12 protein-coding genes and 1 riboswitch are annotated in these 15,516 nt (G+C 57.3%); of the genes, 7 read left to right on the top strand and 5 right to left on the bottom strand.

Features of this window, described 5'->3' with window-relative positions; translation table 11 throughout:
- Nucleotides 1–111 precede the first annotated feature (111 nt).
- The gene (locus J0G10_RS08020) at nt 112–1,224 is read left to right on the top strand and encodes an enoyl-CoA hydratase/isomerase family protein (protein WP_220558268.1); all 1,113 of its coding nucleotides are present in this window, start codon (nt 112–114) and stop codon (nt 1,222–1,224) included.
- A 148-nt stretch (nt 1,225–1,372) separates the two neighbouring features.
- On the opposite strand, the gene J0G10_RS08015 is transcribed toward J0G10_RS08020, so the two are convergent.
- From J0G10_RS08015 to J0G10_RS08005, 3 genes are read right to left on the bottom strand one after another with little or no spacing between them, the layout of a single operon-like run.
- Complete coding sequence (locus J0G10_RS08015) at nt 1,373–2,098, bottom strand: hypothetical protein (protein ID WP_245398028.1); 726 nt, start codon at nt 2,096–2,098, stop codon at nt 1,373–1,375.
- 2 nt (nt 2,099–2,100) lie between these two features.
- Entirely contained in the window at nt 2,101–2,955 is an 855-nt protein-coding gene (locus J0G10_RS08010; RefSeq protein ID WP_220558267.1) for a hypothetical protein, read from the bottom strand.
- 1 nt (nt 2,956) lies between these two features.
- Entirely contained in the window at nt 2,957–4,201 is a 1,245-nt protein-coding gene (locus J0G10_RS08005; RefSeq protein WP_220558266.1) for a glycosyltransferase family 4 protein, read from the bottom strand.
- Nucleotides 4,202–4,504: 303 nt separating this feature from the next.
- Between J0G10_RS08005 and J0G10_RS08000 the strand changes: the two genes are divergently transcribed.
- Entirely contained in the window at nt 4,505–9,802 is a 5,298-nt protein-coding gene (locus J0G10_RS08000; RefSeq protein ID WP_220558265.1) for an SET domain-containing protein-lysine N-methyltransferase, read from the top strand.
- Nucleotides 9,803–9,933: 131 nt separating this feature from the next.
- Here J0G10_RS08000 and J0G10_RS07995 read toward each other — a convergent pair whose 3' ends face one another.
- Together J0G10_RS07995 and J0G10_RS07990 are read right to left on the bottom strand one after the other, a co-directional pair.
- Complete coding sequence (locus J0G10_RS07995; protein ID WP_095125587.1) at nt 9,934–10,341, bottom strand: hypothetical protein; 408 nt, start codon at nt 10,339–10,341, stop codon at nt 9,934–9,936.
- Nucleotides 10,342–10,522: 181 nt separating this feature from the next.
- A complete protein-coding gene (locus tag J0G10_RS07990; protein ID WP_095049206.1) occupies nt 10,523–10,786 on the bottom strand; it encodes a hypothetical protein in 264 nt (87 codons plus the stop codon).
- Between the two features lie 283 nt (nt 10,787–11,069).
- Nucleotides 11,070–11,170, top strand: a riboswitch (guanidine-I (ykkC/yxkD leader).
- A 63-nt stretch (nt 11,171–11,233) separates the two neighbouring features.
- Here J0G10_RS07990 and J0G10_RS07985 point away from each other — a divergent pair.
- Genes J0G10_RS07985 through J0G10_RS07965 form a run of 5 tightly spaced genes read left to right on the top strand, consistent with a single transcriptional unit; the run spans nt 11,234 to nt 15,324 of the window.
- Nucleotides 11,234–12,301, top strand: coding sequence for a putative urea ABC transporter substrate-binding protein (locus tag J0G10_RS07985; RefSeq protein ID WP_095049205.1), 1,068 nt, complete (start codon nt 11,234–11,236; stop codon nt 12,299–12,301).
- An 18-nt stretch (nt 12,302–12,319) separates the two neighbouring features.
- Entirely contained in the window at nt 12,320–13,135 is an 816-nt protein-coding gene (locus tag J0G10_RS07980) for an ABC transporter permease (RefSeq protein WP_095049204.1), read from the top strand.
- On the top strand, nt 13,132–13,920 hold the full coding sequence (locus tag J0G10_RS07975; RefSeq protein WP_095049203.1) for an ABC transporter ATP-binding protein: 789 nt from the start codon (nt 13,132–13,134) through the stop codon (nt 13,918–13,920). The genes J0G10_RS07980 and J0G10_RS07975 overlap by 4 nt, the downstream gene beginning before the upstream one ends.
- Nucleotides 13,921–13,945: 25 nt before the next feature.
- Entirely contained in the window at nt 13,946–14,671 is a 726-nt protein-coding gene (locus J0G10_RS07970) for an urea amidolyase associated protein UAAP1 (protein WP_095049202.1), read from the top strand.
- Nucleotides 14,672–14,682: 11 nt separating this feature from the next.
- Nucleotides 14,683–15,324 (top strand): urea amidolyase associated protein UAAP2, encoded by a 642-nt coding sequence (locus J0G10_RS07965; RefSeq protein ID WP_095049201.1) that lies wholly within the window; start codon nt 14,683–14,685, stop codon nt 15,322–15,324.
- The last annotated feature ends 192 nt before the right edge of the window (nt 15,325–15,516 follow it).

Raw genomic sequence — 15,516 nt, 5'->3', positions numbered from 1 at the left:
TGGGGCGAACCCTAGGAAAGCCGACCACGCTTGTCAATTGATCTGATGCAGATCCGGCACTTTCCCACACAACGATCATACTGATCGTTCAAATTCCCGATCGAGGTCACGATGAATCTGCACTTCGAAGAACTCACCGGCACCGACGGCGCCCGCATCGGTATCGCCAGCCTGGATGCTGAAAAGTCGCTGAATGCGCTGTCCCTGCCGATGATCAATGCCCTCAGCGACAAGTTGAACGCCTGGGCCAAGGATCCACAAATCGTCTGTGTGCTGCTGCGCGGTAACGGCGCCAAGGCCTTCTGCGCCGGCGGCGAGGTGCGCAGCCTGGTCGAGGCCTGTCGCGCCCATCCCGGCGAAGTCCCGCCGCTGGCCGCGCAGTTTTTCGGCGCGGAATACCGCCTGGATTACAGCCTGCACACCTATCCAAAACCGCTGATCTGCTGGGGCCATGGCTACGTGCTCGGCGGCGGCATGGGCCTGTTGCAAGGCGCGAGTACACGGATCGTCACACCGAGCAGCCGTTTGGCCATGCCGGAAATTACCATTGGTCTGTACCCGGACGTCGGCGCCAGTTGGTTTCTCGCGCGGCTGCCGGGCAAACTCGGCTTGTTTCTTGGCCTGACCGGTGCGCACATGAACGGTCGTGATGCGATCGATCTGGACCTGGCCGACCGCTTCCTGCTCGACGAACAGCAGCCGCAACTGATCGAAGGCCTGTTGCAGCTCAATTGGCAGGAACAGACCGACGTGCAACTCAACAGCCTGCTCAAGGCGTTGCAGCAGGAAGCCGTGGCGCAGATGCCCGAGGCGCAGTGGCTGCCACGTCGTCAGCAGATCGACGAACTGCTCGACGTCAGCGACGTTACCTGTGCGTGGAAAGCCATCAGCCTGCAGCGCGACAGCAGAGATCCGTTGATCGCGCGGGCGGCGAAAACCATGAGCGAAGGCTCGCCACTGACCGCGCATCTGGTCTGGGAACAGATCATCCGTGCCCGCCATATGTCGCTGGCCGAGGTCTTTCAGATGGAATACACCCTGAGCCTCAATTGCTGCCGGCATCCGGAGTTCAGCGAAGGGGTTCGCGCGCGGTTGATCGACAAGGATCAGAAGCCGCACTGGCACTGGCCGGATATCAACAATGTGCCGGATGCGGTGGTTGAGGCGCACTTTCACAAGGTCTGGGAGGGCCGACATCCGTTGGCGGATTTGACGCAGTATTGAACTGACGCGATGACGACTGGATTCCGATCGCGAGCTGGCTCAATCGGTCGCCATACGACTCAGACATTCAGCTCGTAAAACTGAATGATCTCCGTCATCGCCCGCTGCGCTTCTTCGTCGCCCTTTATCAGAATGTCTTCGACATCCCTCAATGGCGGAAGAGGGTGCAGACGTTCAGCAATCTGCATCGCGCTGTAGTCTTGAGTCGCTGTTCCTTCGTTGTTTGAGCCGGCGGGCCGCCATCCTCCCCTTGCGAATCACCCGCGGAGATCAATCTCCAGGTTTCATAGGGCGGCGCTCCACCCAACAGGCTGAATCCGACTGTCCCTGACCAGCCGGCGTTATGGCTCACGGCTGTATCCTTCTCTCCGCAAGCCTCACTAAACAGTGCCTTGCCGATCGCACTGGCATCAATCTCTGCAATCTGGCTGATGGATGGAACCGTCCAGGGTGCCAGCCGACCCGCGAGGGATCCGTCGATCAAGGTATTGATGAAATTGGCGGCGACCTGATTCGATGACAGCTGCATCAGGTTTTCACTGAAGATTTTATTCAATCTCAGTTCACCTTGCCGAGAGGTGTAGCCGCGAATCAGGGCGGAGTAGGCACCGTTTCCACCGTTGGCATCAATGGCCACGGCAAGCCAGAGCCTGGCGCTTTTCAGAATTGTTCCCGCTTCATTATCGACAACGATAACCTCAGAAACTCTTCCGCCAATAATATCGAATAGTTTTTGATACAGGGGAGCGCAGCTAGCCCCTGTTAATTTCAGCGCAAGATATTCGATATCTTCAGAATCGAACATCAGCCCCTTACAAATATTTGCTGCATTTAAAATTTCTGACTTTTCCAGATCATTAAAAACATAACTCATCGTTACTTCCTTGTAATAACAGAGCGTGAAAGATAGCTACTGAGAAACTTAAGCATTTCAGGTGATTCGCGTAATGACGACAGACCGAGACTTACCCGACCGTGCCCTCCGGTAAAGTCAAAGCTGTGTAATTCCACGGTGCAAAAAAAATTCAAACTTCCAAAATCCAGGTTTTCCAATTCGGCCCTGCTGAGCTTTGCCAATTTCTCGTCAGTCAGTTCTTCCTCAGCAGCGGGGCGAATCAAGCCGTTACAGCTTATCAATCGAGGAGTGCCATCACGCCGCGGCCAGTCAGCAATGACAAACTTTCGAACGGAAGCCTCATTCTTGAAATGCGGCGGAGGTGCATTCAGCCAAAGTTCCAGTCCAGGATAATTTTTCAACTTCACAATCAACTCATCCGGCCAGTTGACGTGCCGATAGCCCCGTTCATGGGGTTCAGTGTTTTCTTTTTTTGTATAAAGCCCAGCGTTCAGTTTATAAAGACGCCAACTTTCAGGAGTCGGCGTTACACTCTGATCGTGGTACGACCGTATCTCCGTCCCGGTCCACCAGAAATGCCCCTTGAGCGTATTGGCCAGACACGCTTTCTTATTCGCCAGTTCAGGCATGCCCACATAAAACTCCGGCACCAGAGTCTTATCCACATAGCTACCACCCAGTATGGGCACCTGCTTCATGCTCGCCAGCTTCTTTTGACAGGCCTCCTGATCCGCGTAATAGATTGCCATCGCTTCGGCGATTTGTTCTTCACGGATATAAAAATCCACCACGCAATAACAGACATAAATAAGCAAGCCGTATTTCAACAACTTCTTAAACCATCTAATCAATTGCTTATACGACATCCGGAGCATTTCAAACCTCCCTGCCAAACTGAGGAGCAGGCTGTTTCTTGAGATACCCGGATGTCGCGTTCTCAAACACCTCAAAGTATTGTTTCGTGCCGTACTCCACATTAAATCTGCTCGCCGTCAACTTCGCAGTGCTGCGAAGGCGGTCGTACTCACCAGCGGATTCAAGAACCCTGGCAATACGTTTGGCAATAGCGTGATGATCGAAGAAGTCCACCAGCAACCCATTGTGACCATCAACGATCACCTCCCTTACCGGAGCCGTATCCGACGCTACTACCACACACTCAGACGCCATCGCCTCCAGTAACGACCAAGACAAAACAAACGGATACGTCAAATAAACATGGACTTTCGAACATTCCAGAACTGCCCGGTAAGTCTGGTAAGGAAGCTTCCCTGTGAAATGCACCCTGGAGTCATCGAAACTTACCTCTGCCTCCATCCTGCTGCGCCAATTTGCAAAGCCAACCGGCTTACACCCGTAACTGACGTCATCACCGCCTACTATGATTATCTGTGCATCGGGACACTCAGCCTGAATATGTGGGATCGCTCGCATAAAACTGTGAAACCCGCGATAAGGCTCAAGATTCCTCGCGACATAAGTAACGATCGGCTGCCCGGTTCTCAGTTCGACGCCATTGGGCAACCTGACGGCCCCCGCTTTCGCCAAGCAAGAACTTTGAATGACGCCCTCGTGAATAACCCGAATGGCCGGCTGATAAGCTGCAGGAAACAGACTGCGCTGCCACCGCGTGGGCGCAATGGCAATGTCACATTGCTCAAGATTCAAAAGATGCAGCGAATTGAGCACTCGCAGCCTTGATGACTCTCTTGTTGCTCGCGGGAATTCAGGGTCGAACCCGGAATCTGCGCCCTGCGCCCGATAGTAATATTCGCAATAGTGAATAAGCGGCGCGTCAGGATAGACATCCTTGACGAAGAGCGTTTCCCCCCATCCGGGATGAGCGAGAATCACGTCCGGCCGATAACCCGAATGTTTCAGCCGGCTCAGAATTTCAAAAACCTTCTGTCCATCAGTCACCGCTTGTTCGTAACGGGTCAGGTAGGGGTGAATACCGCCCGGTGCTCGGCTGGCAGCGCGGTATCGATATATTTTCACCCCTGCGATACCCGGCGCCGTATCCCGACCTATCGCTAAAACCTCATAACGCCTGTCAATCGCCGCCAGCACCACATGACGGAACTGGCCCGGAAAGTTTTGGTGAATCACAAGAAGCTTCATAGCGGCATCGTCCTTTTATTCGCCGCTGTTGAACTGAGTTTTGCTCACCTCGATCGGCACGAACAGACGCTAACAAATGCAAGGAAATGAAACTGTAGGAAGCGTCTGGGAATGCCCTAGGAGATGGCTAACGGGGCGACTTTTTCGACGGGCATAAAAAGCGGCGCAGGGCTCATCTGACCTGTACGCAAAGACTCATACTTGGTTTATGGCGTTTATTCACGGAGTGTTTTTACACTCGTGAACGCTGGAAGCGCCAACCTGCGCGCTTCCAAGGATGACTCTTTGACTATGGACAGTCTCATGATGGCCAACACCCTCGTACTCACACCTTCGCAGACTCGACGGCTCTCCCCTGACGATCAATCCACGCCAGGACCTGATGACATCGACTCCCCGGCTACTCCCCTGGCTAACTTGGGTGGGGCGTTGTCCTGGCCCATTCCCCTGAGTGCGGACGAACAACGCCGCTTGCGTCTGATCACCATGAGCCATGCACACCATTTGGGCGACCAGCCGCTGGTGATGCAGATCAAGGGCGGTGTGCTGGAGTTCTTGCGTTATGACCACCCTATTCCCGAGAACGTGACAGACGACCCTGCAAAGATGCTCGACGCGCTGCTCCGCTCCCCGCAAGGGCAACTGATGGGCAAAACGCTGCAACAGAGAATGCAAGGCATCGACAGCGATAGCAGCGTTATGGATTACCTGCTGGCGGGGATCGCACTGCAGATGGATCCTGAGTCGATCACCGCCCCCCTTCGCAACAAGACAGCTGGCTTCGATCTGGCCAGCAATCGACATTGCGGCCGGCATGCATCTGCAGTCATCGATGACCTCGCCGAACACTTAAGTCGTGAAGGCAGAACCAGCGCTGCCCTGGCGAAAACCGGCGCATACCTTTTGCTAGGCAGGTCGGCACCGCAGTTTCTGATTGCAGACATTCCCCGAAATGTGAAAGTTGGCAGTCTGGCCTGGGCCAACCTGACCATGGCGGCAATGGCCATCGAGGCACAAACACCTGGCAAAGTCCCCGGCCTGACGTTTGCCCAAGTCATGAGCAAGGCTGAAAGTGCTCGCCGGGCTGACCCGGCATCGACTCAACGCATTCAGACAGCCGTATTACGCGATTGGGCTGTCACCAACGAAATCATCCTGAAAAGAAACGATGACGCCTACACCGAAGGACAACTTGAAACGATAAGAGCGACATTTAACCAAGAGCTTGAAGAGCGGCTTGCTGCCGCCAGGATTCTGGACAAAGCATTACCGACACGAAAAGACATTGCCCTGGCCCTGCTGATAGAGCGGTTTAGCGATCTGGGCACGCTTTTCGAAGTCAAGGCTCTCCACACGGATACGTATCGTGGCGAGAGTGGACAGACGGGTTTCAGTGGCATCCATTCGCTTCTGGATTACGCAATGATGGACTTGCCGAATCCGCGTCCACTTGCATCAAGTGATACCCGCCTCCCACTCGAGGCATTGAATAACAACCCGACGTTCGGTGTGCAGGAAGCCTTCGACCGGCAGTTCGCCCGCTCAATTCTGGATAAAAAGGCCGCCGTCAATACAACGATCAGGCACATGATCTCCCTGCTCCCACTAGAAGACAAAAAGAATTTCGAGTTTGGAAAAGTCAGTTTTTTCCAACAAGGTTCATTTGTCTCGGATGGATTTTTCAATCATACCCCTTGCCCCAACGAGCCCGGGCTGCTCATCAGGACGGAGCTGAGCGGCACGTTCCAGGCGTACGAAATCAACATCAATAAAGACACGATTGAACGGACGGCCCTGCACAAGGCAAAGCAACAGGAATCAAGGGAGGCCAACAAATACTTCACGACCAAAGAGCTTGTCCCCCGTGAAGCGGCAAATGAACTGGGTCGCGAGCTCGCTTTAAGCGAATCACTGGTGAGCAGTTTCAGCAGCGCGCGGTCCCGTGCGATTGCCGACACCTTTGTGCAACATCTGGATCTGGATGACCCCGCAATCAAAGAGCTCGCACGCGGGCAAACCCCCATGGACGAATATTACCGGCCCAAACCGCTGGGTGAGTTTTTGTTGAACCTGATCCCCTTCAGATCCGCCATTGTCAATTTTCAGAAGGGCAACTACGGCGAGGCGGTGTTTGATCTCACTGTGGATGTATTCGGTTTTCTCACGGCGGGCGTCGCCACGGCAGGAAAACTGATCAGAATCGGCAGGACTGCTCTGTCCACCGGCGCCAAGGCATTGAAGACCGCCCATGTCATCGGTGTCGCCACCATTGATGTGCTCAACCCGGTGGGTGGCTTGAGTGATCTGGCCAGACTCGTGGGCACCGGTGGCCTTTATCTGCTGTCCAGAGGCGCCAAAGCCGTCAACCGGCTCAGGGGGACCGCCGACAGTTACGATGTCTTGAAAGCGCTCAGCAAACAGTACGACGCGGCGGCAACGGGCACCGTAAAAGTAACCGGCCAGACTGTGGAAGGTGCGGCCGTGCTGAAGAGCGGTCAATGGTATTCATTTGATGCCGACACGATGCGACCTTACGGCAGCCCGCTCGAGGAATTCGCTGTCGCCACCCAGGCGGTCGCCGGAGAAGTGCTCGCTGCACACATCGATGATTGGGACGAACTGAGCCATACCTTGTTCAGCCGCTACAGTGTGCCCGATTCCAGAATCGCCGGGCTCTCTCGCAACAGCCAAGGGGTGTATGTTGCCGCCGACGGACACCTCTCCCACATACGCCATACCGATGGCAGCGGTACCACGGCGGTGTACGAGGTCAGGCAAGTCACTCGCACGGAAGACGGCGTCGTGCGTGCGCGGGTGTATCACGACAACCGGCAAACCAGTCTGCTGGTCCAGCATCTCCAGGGTGATCAGTGGCAACGACTGGGATTGTTTGGTGGGGGGCAGATCACGGCGGATCACTTGCGGGCCTGGGAGGCGTTGCCGCAAGCGGAACAGAAGAGGCTGACCATTCGGGGCTTTGCGCTACAGAACGGAGTGTCGGCCAAAACCTTTGCGTACTACGTAGAACCCGAGGGTCAGTTGAGCGCTGCCGGCTTGCTCATGCGTAACCGACCTGCCAACACCCCTTTCAACAAGGTGACTCATGTACATGTCCGTGACTGGCAAACCATGACACAGCCGGCGCGTGACGCAATGACCATGGAAGGATTTGCCGGCCACCACCACCTTAATCCGATCTCGTTCAAAACTTATGTGCGAGCCGACGGGCTCGGGCCCGCGGGTGAAACGCTGCTGAACAGGGCGGCCGGCAGCTCTTACAACGCGCTTACCGATGACCATTTACGCACGTGGAAAGGATTGTTCGAGAAACCGGACAACTCGGTCACACCGCAAGAGTTCATACGTGAACACGGGCTCAGCCCGAACTCTTGGAGACTTCACGTTAAAGTTGATGGCACCCTGAAAGATGAGACTGTGCAGCGTCTTGATCAAGCTCGGCAGACGTCCGCCGTGCCGCTCGCTGCCACGCCAGCCCGTTTACCGGCGCGGGTTCCGGGGGTACCGGAGGAGAAGATCACTGCCGAGCATCTACTGAATTGGGAGGCGGTGTCGCGTAACGAACAGGGGAACACGAGTCGTGCAGACTTTGCCCGGCAACATAACCTGTCCCAGACAACTTTTGAATACTACGTGCAACCTGACGGCCAACTGAGTGCTACGGGCGCCATTGTGCGCAACCGCCCCGCCAATATCCCCTTCGACAAGGTGACCCAAACGCATATCGATCATTGGCAAAACATGACGCAACGAGCGCGTGACGCAATGACCATGGAGGGATTTGCCGGTCATCATCACCTTCATCCGGGGACGTTCAAAAGCTTTGTGCGGCGCAATGGAAGCTTGGGGCCCGCCGGTAAAGCGCTATTGAACAGAGCAACGGGCACCGCCTATAACGCGATTACCGATGATCATCTACGCGAGTGGAGCCGGCAATTCGGGCAACCGGATAATTTGGTCACGGCAGCGGAGTTCGTCAGTCAACACGGATTTAGTCCAACCTCTTGGCATGCGCAAGTAAGAGCTAATGGATCTTTACGAGATGCGACTGCGCAGCGTCTCTATCCAGCAGGGCGCGACGTCGCACTACTCCCCTCCGCGCCCCAAAAAACTGATGCAATTGCGAGCCTGCCGGCTCATGTGCCAGGCCGGCGTAGTGAGTTAATCACTGCTGAGCACTTATTGGCTTGGGAAGCATTACCGCGAGCAGAACAGCTGTCGCTTACCCGCGAGGGTTTTACCCGCCAGAAAGGGCTATCCGGCAAAACCTTTGCGTACTATGTGGAGCCTGACGGACAGTTGAGCGCCGCGGGCATGATCGTGCGTGAACGCCCCGCCGGCACACCCGTCAATCCGGTGACCGGTGCGCATATTCGTGATTGGCAAGCCATGACACAACCGTTGCGTGATGCAATGACCATGGAGGGATTTGCCGGTCTTCATCACCTTCATCCGGGTCTGTTTAAAAGTATTGTCCGGCAAAATGGAAGCCTGGCACCTGCCGGTGAAGCGATGTTGAACAGGGCGGCAGGCGTTGCTTACAACTCGATTAGAGATGAGCATCTAAGCCAGTGGAAAATGCTCTTCGAGAAGTCGGGCAACACAGTCACAGTAGAAGAATTCGTACGCCAGCACGGATTAAGCCCCAACTCTTGGCGACGACTTGTCAGAGCTAATGGACTCTTAAAAGATACCGCTGTGCGGCGTCTCGAACAGGCAGGGAGAAACACCACATTGTCTCCCGCGCCTCAACAAATCGAGACAAGTTCGGGACAAAAGCGGCCTGCACAGGAATCTGTCGACCCGACCCAGCCGAAGAAGTCTGCCGACACACCACAAAACTCAGAACAGGCTCCCGGCCCCTCCTCGGACATCCTGCCTGTCGCAATCAAGGTTGAAACCGGAACGTCCTCGTCATTGCCTCATCAGGTCGACAACACATTGCCAATCCTGCAGGACCCAAAGAACCCCAGGCTCAGTTTGACCCATGCATTAGAGGGGCCGATAGATGACATCCGTATCGCCCACTGGAATGGCTTGCTTGACGGTCTCGATAACGCAAGCAAAAAAAACGTTTCAAGCCAGATCAAGGAATCGATCAAAGACTGGTTGCGTACCGAAGGACAGCATCAATCGCGGTTTGATCAAACTCTGGAAGTGTTCACGGCACTGGATGACGGCCCCAATCGCGGCGCGTCAGTGTGGGCACGACGCGATATTGCCAAATTTGAAGTGCTAGGACCGTACGCAGGCAAGTTTCATGAATCAGATGCGTCGTTGTTTCAGGAGATACGCAAACAAGGTTCACGGGCTGTACTGACTTACTTGTTCGGCACACGCTCGGGCAATCGCTCGGTGAGTGGGCTGCACACGGGCAATACCCTGAGCCTGATCAATACCTCACAACTGGGCAATGAGCCGGCATGGAAGTCGAACAACGTCATTTCCATTGCCGCGGGAAAAAACCTGACGTTCTACGTGGCGCTAGAGGACATCAGCAAGGGTGATGAATTACTGATGGATTACGGCCTGCTCTATCAGCCCGTGCCTGATATAGCGGTCAAACAGGACCCTGGTCGCTGACTGCCCGTTGAGGCGTCAAAGCGACGACGGCCATTGATCCTTGGGTGCGCTGTACGGTGGCGCCTTAATCCTGACGATATTCCCGGGCACAAAAAAGCGGCGCTAATTGCGCCGCTTTCATTTGCGTGAATCTACCAGCGGTTGCCACGCCCGTTATGGTCGCCGCGTCCACTGTGTCGGTCGTAGTTACCGCGACCGCGGTGATCGTTATCCCAACCGCCGCGACGATGACCATCCCAACGCCCGCGATCGTTGCCGTGCCAGCGACGGCTTTCGTAATAACGTGGAGCCGGTTGGTAGTAACGCGGCGCCGATTGGTAATAGCGCGGTTGCTGGTAGTACCGCGGGGCTGGCTGGTAGTAGCGTGGCTGCGCGTAATACCTGCTGCCACCGTTGTAATACGTGCCACCCGTGTTGTAGTAGGCCGGTGCAGGTGATGTGTAGACCTCTGAGCTGTAATACGAGTCCGCGTAAGAGTACGGGACGCAACCGGCAACGGAAAACATCATCGCAGCAAGTAGAAGAATTCGTCTATACATGGCGGCCTCCTGGACCGCGGGTTGGCCACACCAGCGACGCTGGCAGGCGACAGTCATTTAATCGGTGACTGTCGAAAAATCAGACAGCGTTTTCGGCATCTGGTGCGTTGCTGCAACAAGTTGAAACAAGTGATCTATGAAACCTTGTTCATCCGCAAAAACGCTGTCATTCAGCCGCTGATTAATGGTGCCCACCGTGATATCCGCCGCCGTGATAACTCCGTCCGTAACCGCCTCGATACCCGTAGCCACCGTAGTAATAACGCGCGCCGCCGTAGTAGCGGGGGCCGTAATAATTGCCGTACGGATAAGGTGAGTAATAGCCGGGATAGTAATAAGTGGCTGGGTAACCGCCGTAGGGTCCGGCGTAGTAGTAACAACCGGACAGACCCAAACCGAGCACCGCTCCCAGCAGCACCCTTCGCAATGTTTTTTGAATAAGCATGGCGGCCTCCTGAAAGACCCGCGACAGCAGTCGGCACAGACCGGCTGACATCTGTTTTGACTGGCAAAGCCATGCCGAGTGCCGACACCCCGAAACCATCGGATCAGCGGCAAACACGCTGCATGACGGTGCAGTCGCGCACCAACTCAAAGCGCCTCAGCAGCCTCGCCACCAACCCTAGGCAACCCGCGCGCCCGTGCCAGAGCGCCTGACGCAACTTGGCACGCGTCTCGCTTTAGCAAACCCGTGCAGGAGTCATCACAGGTTCGCGGCACCACAATTTGCAATGGCTGACTAGGGTTCCGGCTCGCAATCGCGAGTGGCTGGTCCGAGAGTTGGCGACCTCCAGTTGAGGTTACACGGCGGGACAAAAGCCCGGGAGACAAGCCACCGTTCGCGGTGCCGCGTTGCCTTCCTGTCCGCCCTTGATCAACTGGAGAATCCACCATGACTCGACTAAGTTTTCCCGCCCTGCTCGCCGCTGCGTTCGCCGCGCTCATCAGCACGCAATCCCCCGCCGCCCAGAAAGACCACTTCAGCGTGTGCTGGACGATTTACGCTGGCTGGATGCCCTGGGAATACGCCGGCAGCCAAGGCATCGTCGACAAATGGGCGAAGAAGTACGGGATCAAGATCGACGTCGTGCAGCTCAACGACTACGTCGAATCGATCAACCAGTACACCGCCGGCCAGTTCGACGGCTGCACCATGACCAACATGGATGCACTGACCATTCCGGCCGCCGGCGGCGTCGACAGCACCGCGCTGATCGTCAGCGATTTCTCCAACGGCAACGACGGCATCGTCCTCAAGGGCGAGGGCAAGACAGTCGCCGACCTCAAGGGCATGGACGTCAATCTGGTCGAACTGTCGGTCTCGCACTACCTGCTGGCCCGCGCGCTGGACTCGGTCGACCTGACCGAAAAAGACCTGAAAGTGGTCAACACCTCCGACGCCGACATTTCCGCTGCATTCAACACCGATCAGGTCAACGCCGTGACCACCTGGAACCCGATGCTCTCGGACATCAAGGCCAAGCCGGGCGTGACCGAAGTATTCAACTCCAGCCAGATTCCCGGCGAGATCATGGACATGATGGTGGTCAACAGCGCCACCCTCAAAGACAACCCGGCGCTGGGCAAAGCGCTGACTGGCGCGTGGTTCGAAGTGGTCGAGCTGATGAACGCCAAGAACGCCGCGAGCAAAGCTGCGCTGGAGCACATGGCCAAGGCCTCGGGCACGGATCTGGCCGGATTCCAGGCGCAACTCGACACCACCAGACTGTTCGCCACGCCAAGCGAAGCGCTGAGTTTCGCCACCAGCAAGCAACTGCCGGAAACCATGCGCAAGGTCGCCGAATTCTCCTTCCTGCACGGCTTGCTCGGTGAAGGCGCGAAAGACACCAGCGCGGTCGGCATGGCCTTCGCCAACGGCGTGACCAGTGGCGATACCGGCAACCTCAAGCTGCGTTTCGATCCGACCTACGTGCAGATGGCCGCCGACGCCAAGCTGTAAGCCACGGAGGATTTGGCCATGCGCCTGATCAATCGCCACCCGGATCGCCCCAGTCGCCTGTTGTTGGTGATCCTGCCGTTCGCTTTGCTGCTGTTCGCCTATTTCATGGGCTCGGCCGAGCGCCTGGCGGAAAACCCCAACGACAAACTGCTGCCCAGCGCCGTGCAGATGAGCGACGCGGTAAAACGCCTGGCCTTCAATGCCGACAGCCGCACCGGTGACTACCTGTTGTGGCAGGACACCGCGTCGAGTCTGCGGCGCCTGGCCATCGGCCTCGGCATCGCTGCATTGGCCGGGCTGTGCCTGGGCATCGCCGCCGGCACGCTGCCGTTGTTCGGCGCGCCGTTGTCGCCGCTGCTGACAGTGCTATCGATGGTGCCGCCGCTGGCGATCCTGCCGATTCTGTTCATCGTGTTCGGTCTGGGCGAGTTGTCGAAGGTCATGCTGATCGTGATCGGCATCACCCCGGCGCTCGCTCGCGACCTTGAACAGCGTGCGCGGGAAATCCCCGTCGAACTGCTGATCAAAGCGCAGACCCTCGGTGCCTCGACCTGGACGTTGATGCTGCGCGTAGTGCTGCCGCAACTGTTGCCGCGTTTGTTGATCTCGTTGCGGCTGATGCTCGGTTCGGCATGGCTGTTCCTGATTGCCGCCGAAGCGATCGCCTCCACCGACGGCCTCGGCTACCGGATTTTTCTGGTCCGGCGTTATCTGGCGATGGACGTGATTCTGCCGTATGTGGTGTGGATCACCCTCCTCGCCTGGCTGATGGATTGGGGCCTGAAATACCTGACCCGTCGCGCATTCCCTTGGTATGAGGGGGCGGCCAAATGAGCTTCATCACCGTGAAAAACGTCTGGCAGCAATACGCCGATCAGGTGGTGCTGGAAGGCCTGAACCTAAGCGTCAACGAGGGCGAGTTCTGCACCTTGGTCGGCGCGTCCGGTTGCGGCAAATCGACCTTCCTGCGTCTGCTGCTCGGCCAGGAAACGGCGAGTCGCGGCGAGATCCTGCTCGACGGTCAGCCGCTGGCCAGCGAACCGGATGCCAGCCGTGGCGTGGTGTTCCAGCGCTACTCGGTGTTCCCGCATTTGAGCGTGCTCGACAACGTCGCCCTCGGCCTCGAACTGCCGCGTGCGCCATTGCTCGGTCGGCTGTTCGGCAGCGCCAAACGTGAAGCTCGCGAACAAGCGGCAGCATTGCTGAATAAAGTTGGCCTCGGCCATGCACTGGACAAGTACCCGGCGCAGCTGTCCGGCGGCATGCAGCAACGGCTGGCGATTGCCCAGGCACTGATCATGAAACCGCGCGTGTTGCTGCTCGACGAACCGTTCGGCGCGCTCGATCCGGGCATCCGCAAAGACATGCACGCCTTGCTGCTGGAGCTGTGGCGCGAAACCAAACTGACGGTGTTCATGGTCACCCATGACCTGTCCGAAGGCTTCAGCCTCGGCACGCGTCTGCTGGTGTTCGACAAGGTTCGCCTCGACCCGCACGCCCCCGGCGCCTATGGCGCGCGCATCACCTACGACATCCCTTTGAACAGCGACCGCCGCGCCCAACGCGCCGCCGTCGACGCCCTGCCGTTGCCACTGGCAGGCGCCCTTCGCACCGCTTGAGAGGACTTCTTCAATGAATAAGCCGATGACCGATTCGACTCAACTGTTTCCACCGTTTGCCGAAGAAATGCTCCCCGGCGGCGGCCACCGTTCCTTCGTGTTGAAGCGCGGCCAATTGCTGCGCCTGACCGATCTGCGCGGCGGCGCCAACGTCAGCCTGACCTTGCTCAACGCCAATGAAAAAACCGAGCGGCTGAACCTGCCCGACAGCCTCAAATGCCAACACACCGCCAAGCTCACCAGTGGCCATTGCCTGTACTCGGACATGGGCCGCGTGCTGGCTGCGATCACCGCCGACACCTGCGGCTGGAGCGACAGCCTCGGCGGCGTGCTCTGCGCCGAAGAAGTCGCGCAGAAGTACGGTCAGGGCCGCTATCAGGAACTGCGCAACGGCTTCTTCCGCAACGGTACCGACAACCTGCTGGTGGAACTCGGCAAGTGGGGCCTGGGCCTCTCCGACCTGTTGATGACGCTCAATCTGTTCAGTCGCGTCAACGTCGACGAGGCCGGGCGTTTCCACTTCGTCGAAGGCAATTCCAAGGCTGGCGATTACATCGAACTGTACGCCCCGATGGACACGCTGGTGGTGCTCACTGCGCTGCAGCACCCGATGGATCCGGCGCCGGAATACGCACCGAAACCGCTAAAGCTGAGCTGGATGAACGCCGACGCCAGCGTCGCCGAACACTGCCGCACCTCGCGCCCGGAAAATGAGCGCGGCTTTATCAACACCGACCGTTTGTTCGCCTGAGGATCGCTGCCATGTCAGTTGCTATCGCCACTTCGCAAAACCAACCCGACACAGCGGTGTACCGCGCCACGATCCCGGCCGGTGAACCCTGGCTGATGGAGGTCAAGGCCGGCCAGACCCTGCGCATCCTCGATCTAGAAGGTAATCAGGCCATCGATACGTTGTTCTACAGCCTCGCCAATCCCAAGGAACGCTACGACGTGCAGCGCACCTTGCGTCGGCAGAACAGCGTCTACCTGAGCACCGGCAGCGTGCTGTATTCCAACCTCGGCCACGCGATGCTGACCATCGTCGCCGACACTTGCGGACGCCACGACACCCTCGGCGGTGCCTGTGCACAAGAGAGCAACACCGTGCGCTACGCCCTGGAAAAACGCTACATGCACAGCTGCCGCGACAACTACCTGCGCGCTTGTGTCCATGATGGGCGACTGGGCAAAAGCGACATCGGGCCGAACATCAATTTCTTCATGAATGTGCCGGTGACGGCGGATGGCGGGCTGACCTTCGAGGACGGGATTTCGGCGCCGGGCAAGTACGTCGATTTGCGCGCGGAGATGGATGTGATCGTGCTGATTTCCAACTGCCCGCAGTTGAACAACCCGTGCAACGCCTATAACCCGACACCTGCGGAGCTGCTGGTATGGAACTGAAAATCAGCCGTTTGCGCCGTTGGCTATTCGCCCTGTGCCAGGCCCGTTCCGGCCAGTGCCTTAAAAAGTGAAACCACCACAAATCCCATTGTAGGAGTGAGCCTGCTCGCGATCGCGGTGTGTCAGGTACATGAGTTTTGACTGATCCGACGCTATCGCGAGCGGGCTCACTCCTACAGGGGCTCGGTGGTG

The organism is Pseudomonas germanica, assembly GCF_019614655.1.
Classification (GTDB): Bacteria; Pseudomonadota; Gammaproteobacteria; order Pseudomonadales; family Pseudomonadaceae; genus Aquipseudomonas; species Aquipseudomonas neuropathica.
This window is presented reverse-complemented; position numbering and strand designations above follow the sequence as displayed.

Excerpts from the sequence above, each read along its gene's own strand:
- J0G10_RS08020 (WP_220558268.1), top strand. The coding sequence starts at position 112 with ATGAATCTGCACTTCGAAGAACTCACCGGCACCGACGGCGCCCGCATC.
- J0G10_RS08015 (WP_245398028.1), bottom strand. The coding sequence starts at position 2,098 with ATGAGTTATGTTTTTAATGATCTGGAAAAGTCAGAAATTTTAAATGCA.
- J0G10_RS08010 (WP_220558267.1), bottom strand. The coding sequence starts at position 2,955 with ATGCTCCGGATGTCGTATAAGCAATTGATTAGATGGTTTAAGAAGTTG.
- J0G10_RS08005 (WP_220558266.1), bottom strand. The coding sequence starts at position 4,201 with ATGAAGCTTCTTGTGATTCACCAAAACTTTCCGGGCCAGTTCCGTCAT.
- J0G10_RS08000 (WP_220558265.1), top strand. The coding sequence starts at position 4,505 with ATGATGGCCAACACCCTCGTACTCACACCTTCGCAGACTCGACGGCTC.
- J0G10_RS07995 (WP_095125587.1), bottom strand. The coding sequence starts at position 10,341 with ATGTATAGACGAATTCTTCTACTTGCTGCGATGATGTTTTCCGTTGCC.
- J0G10_RS07990 (WP_095049206.1), bottom strand. The coding sequence starts at position 10,786 with ATGCTTATTCAAAAAACATTGCGAAGGGTGCTGCTGGGAGCGGTGCTC.
- J0G10_RS07985 (WP_095049205.1), top strand. The coding sequence starts at position 11,234 with ATGACTCGACTAAGTTTTCCCGCCCTGCTCGCCGCTGCGTTCGCCGCG.
- J0G10_RS07980 (WP_095049204.1), top strand. The coding sequence starts at position 12,320 with ATGCGCCTGATCAATCGCCACCCGGATCGCCCCAGTCGCCTGTTGTTG.
- J0G10_RS07975 (WP_095049203.1), top strand. The coding sequence starts at position 13,132 with ATGAGCTTCATCACCGTGAAAAACGTCTGGCAGCAATACGCCGATCAG.
- J0G10_RS07970 (WP_095049202.1), top strand. The coding sequence starts at position 13,946 with ATGACCGATTCGACTCAACTGTTTCCACCGTTTGCCGAAGAAATGCTC.
- J0G10_RS07965 (WP_095049201.1), top strand. The coding sequence starts at position 14,683 with ATGTCAGTTGCTATCGCCACTTCGCAAAACCAACCCGACACAGCGGTG.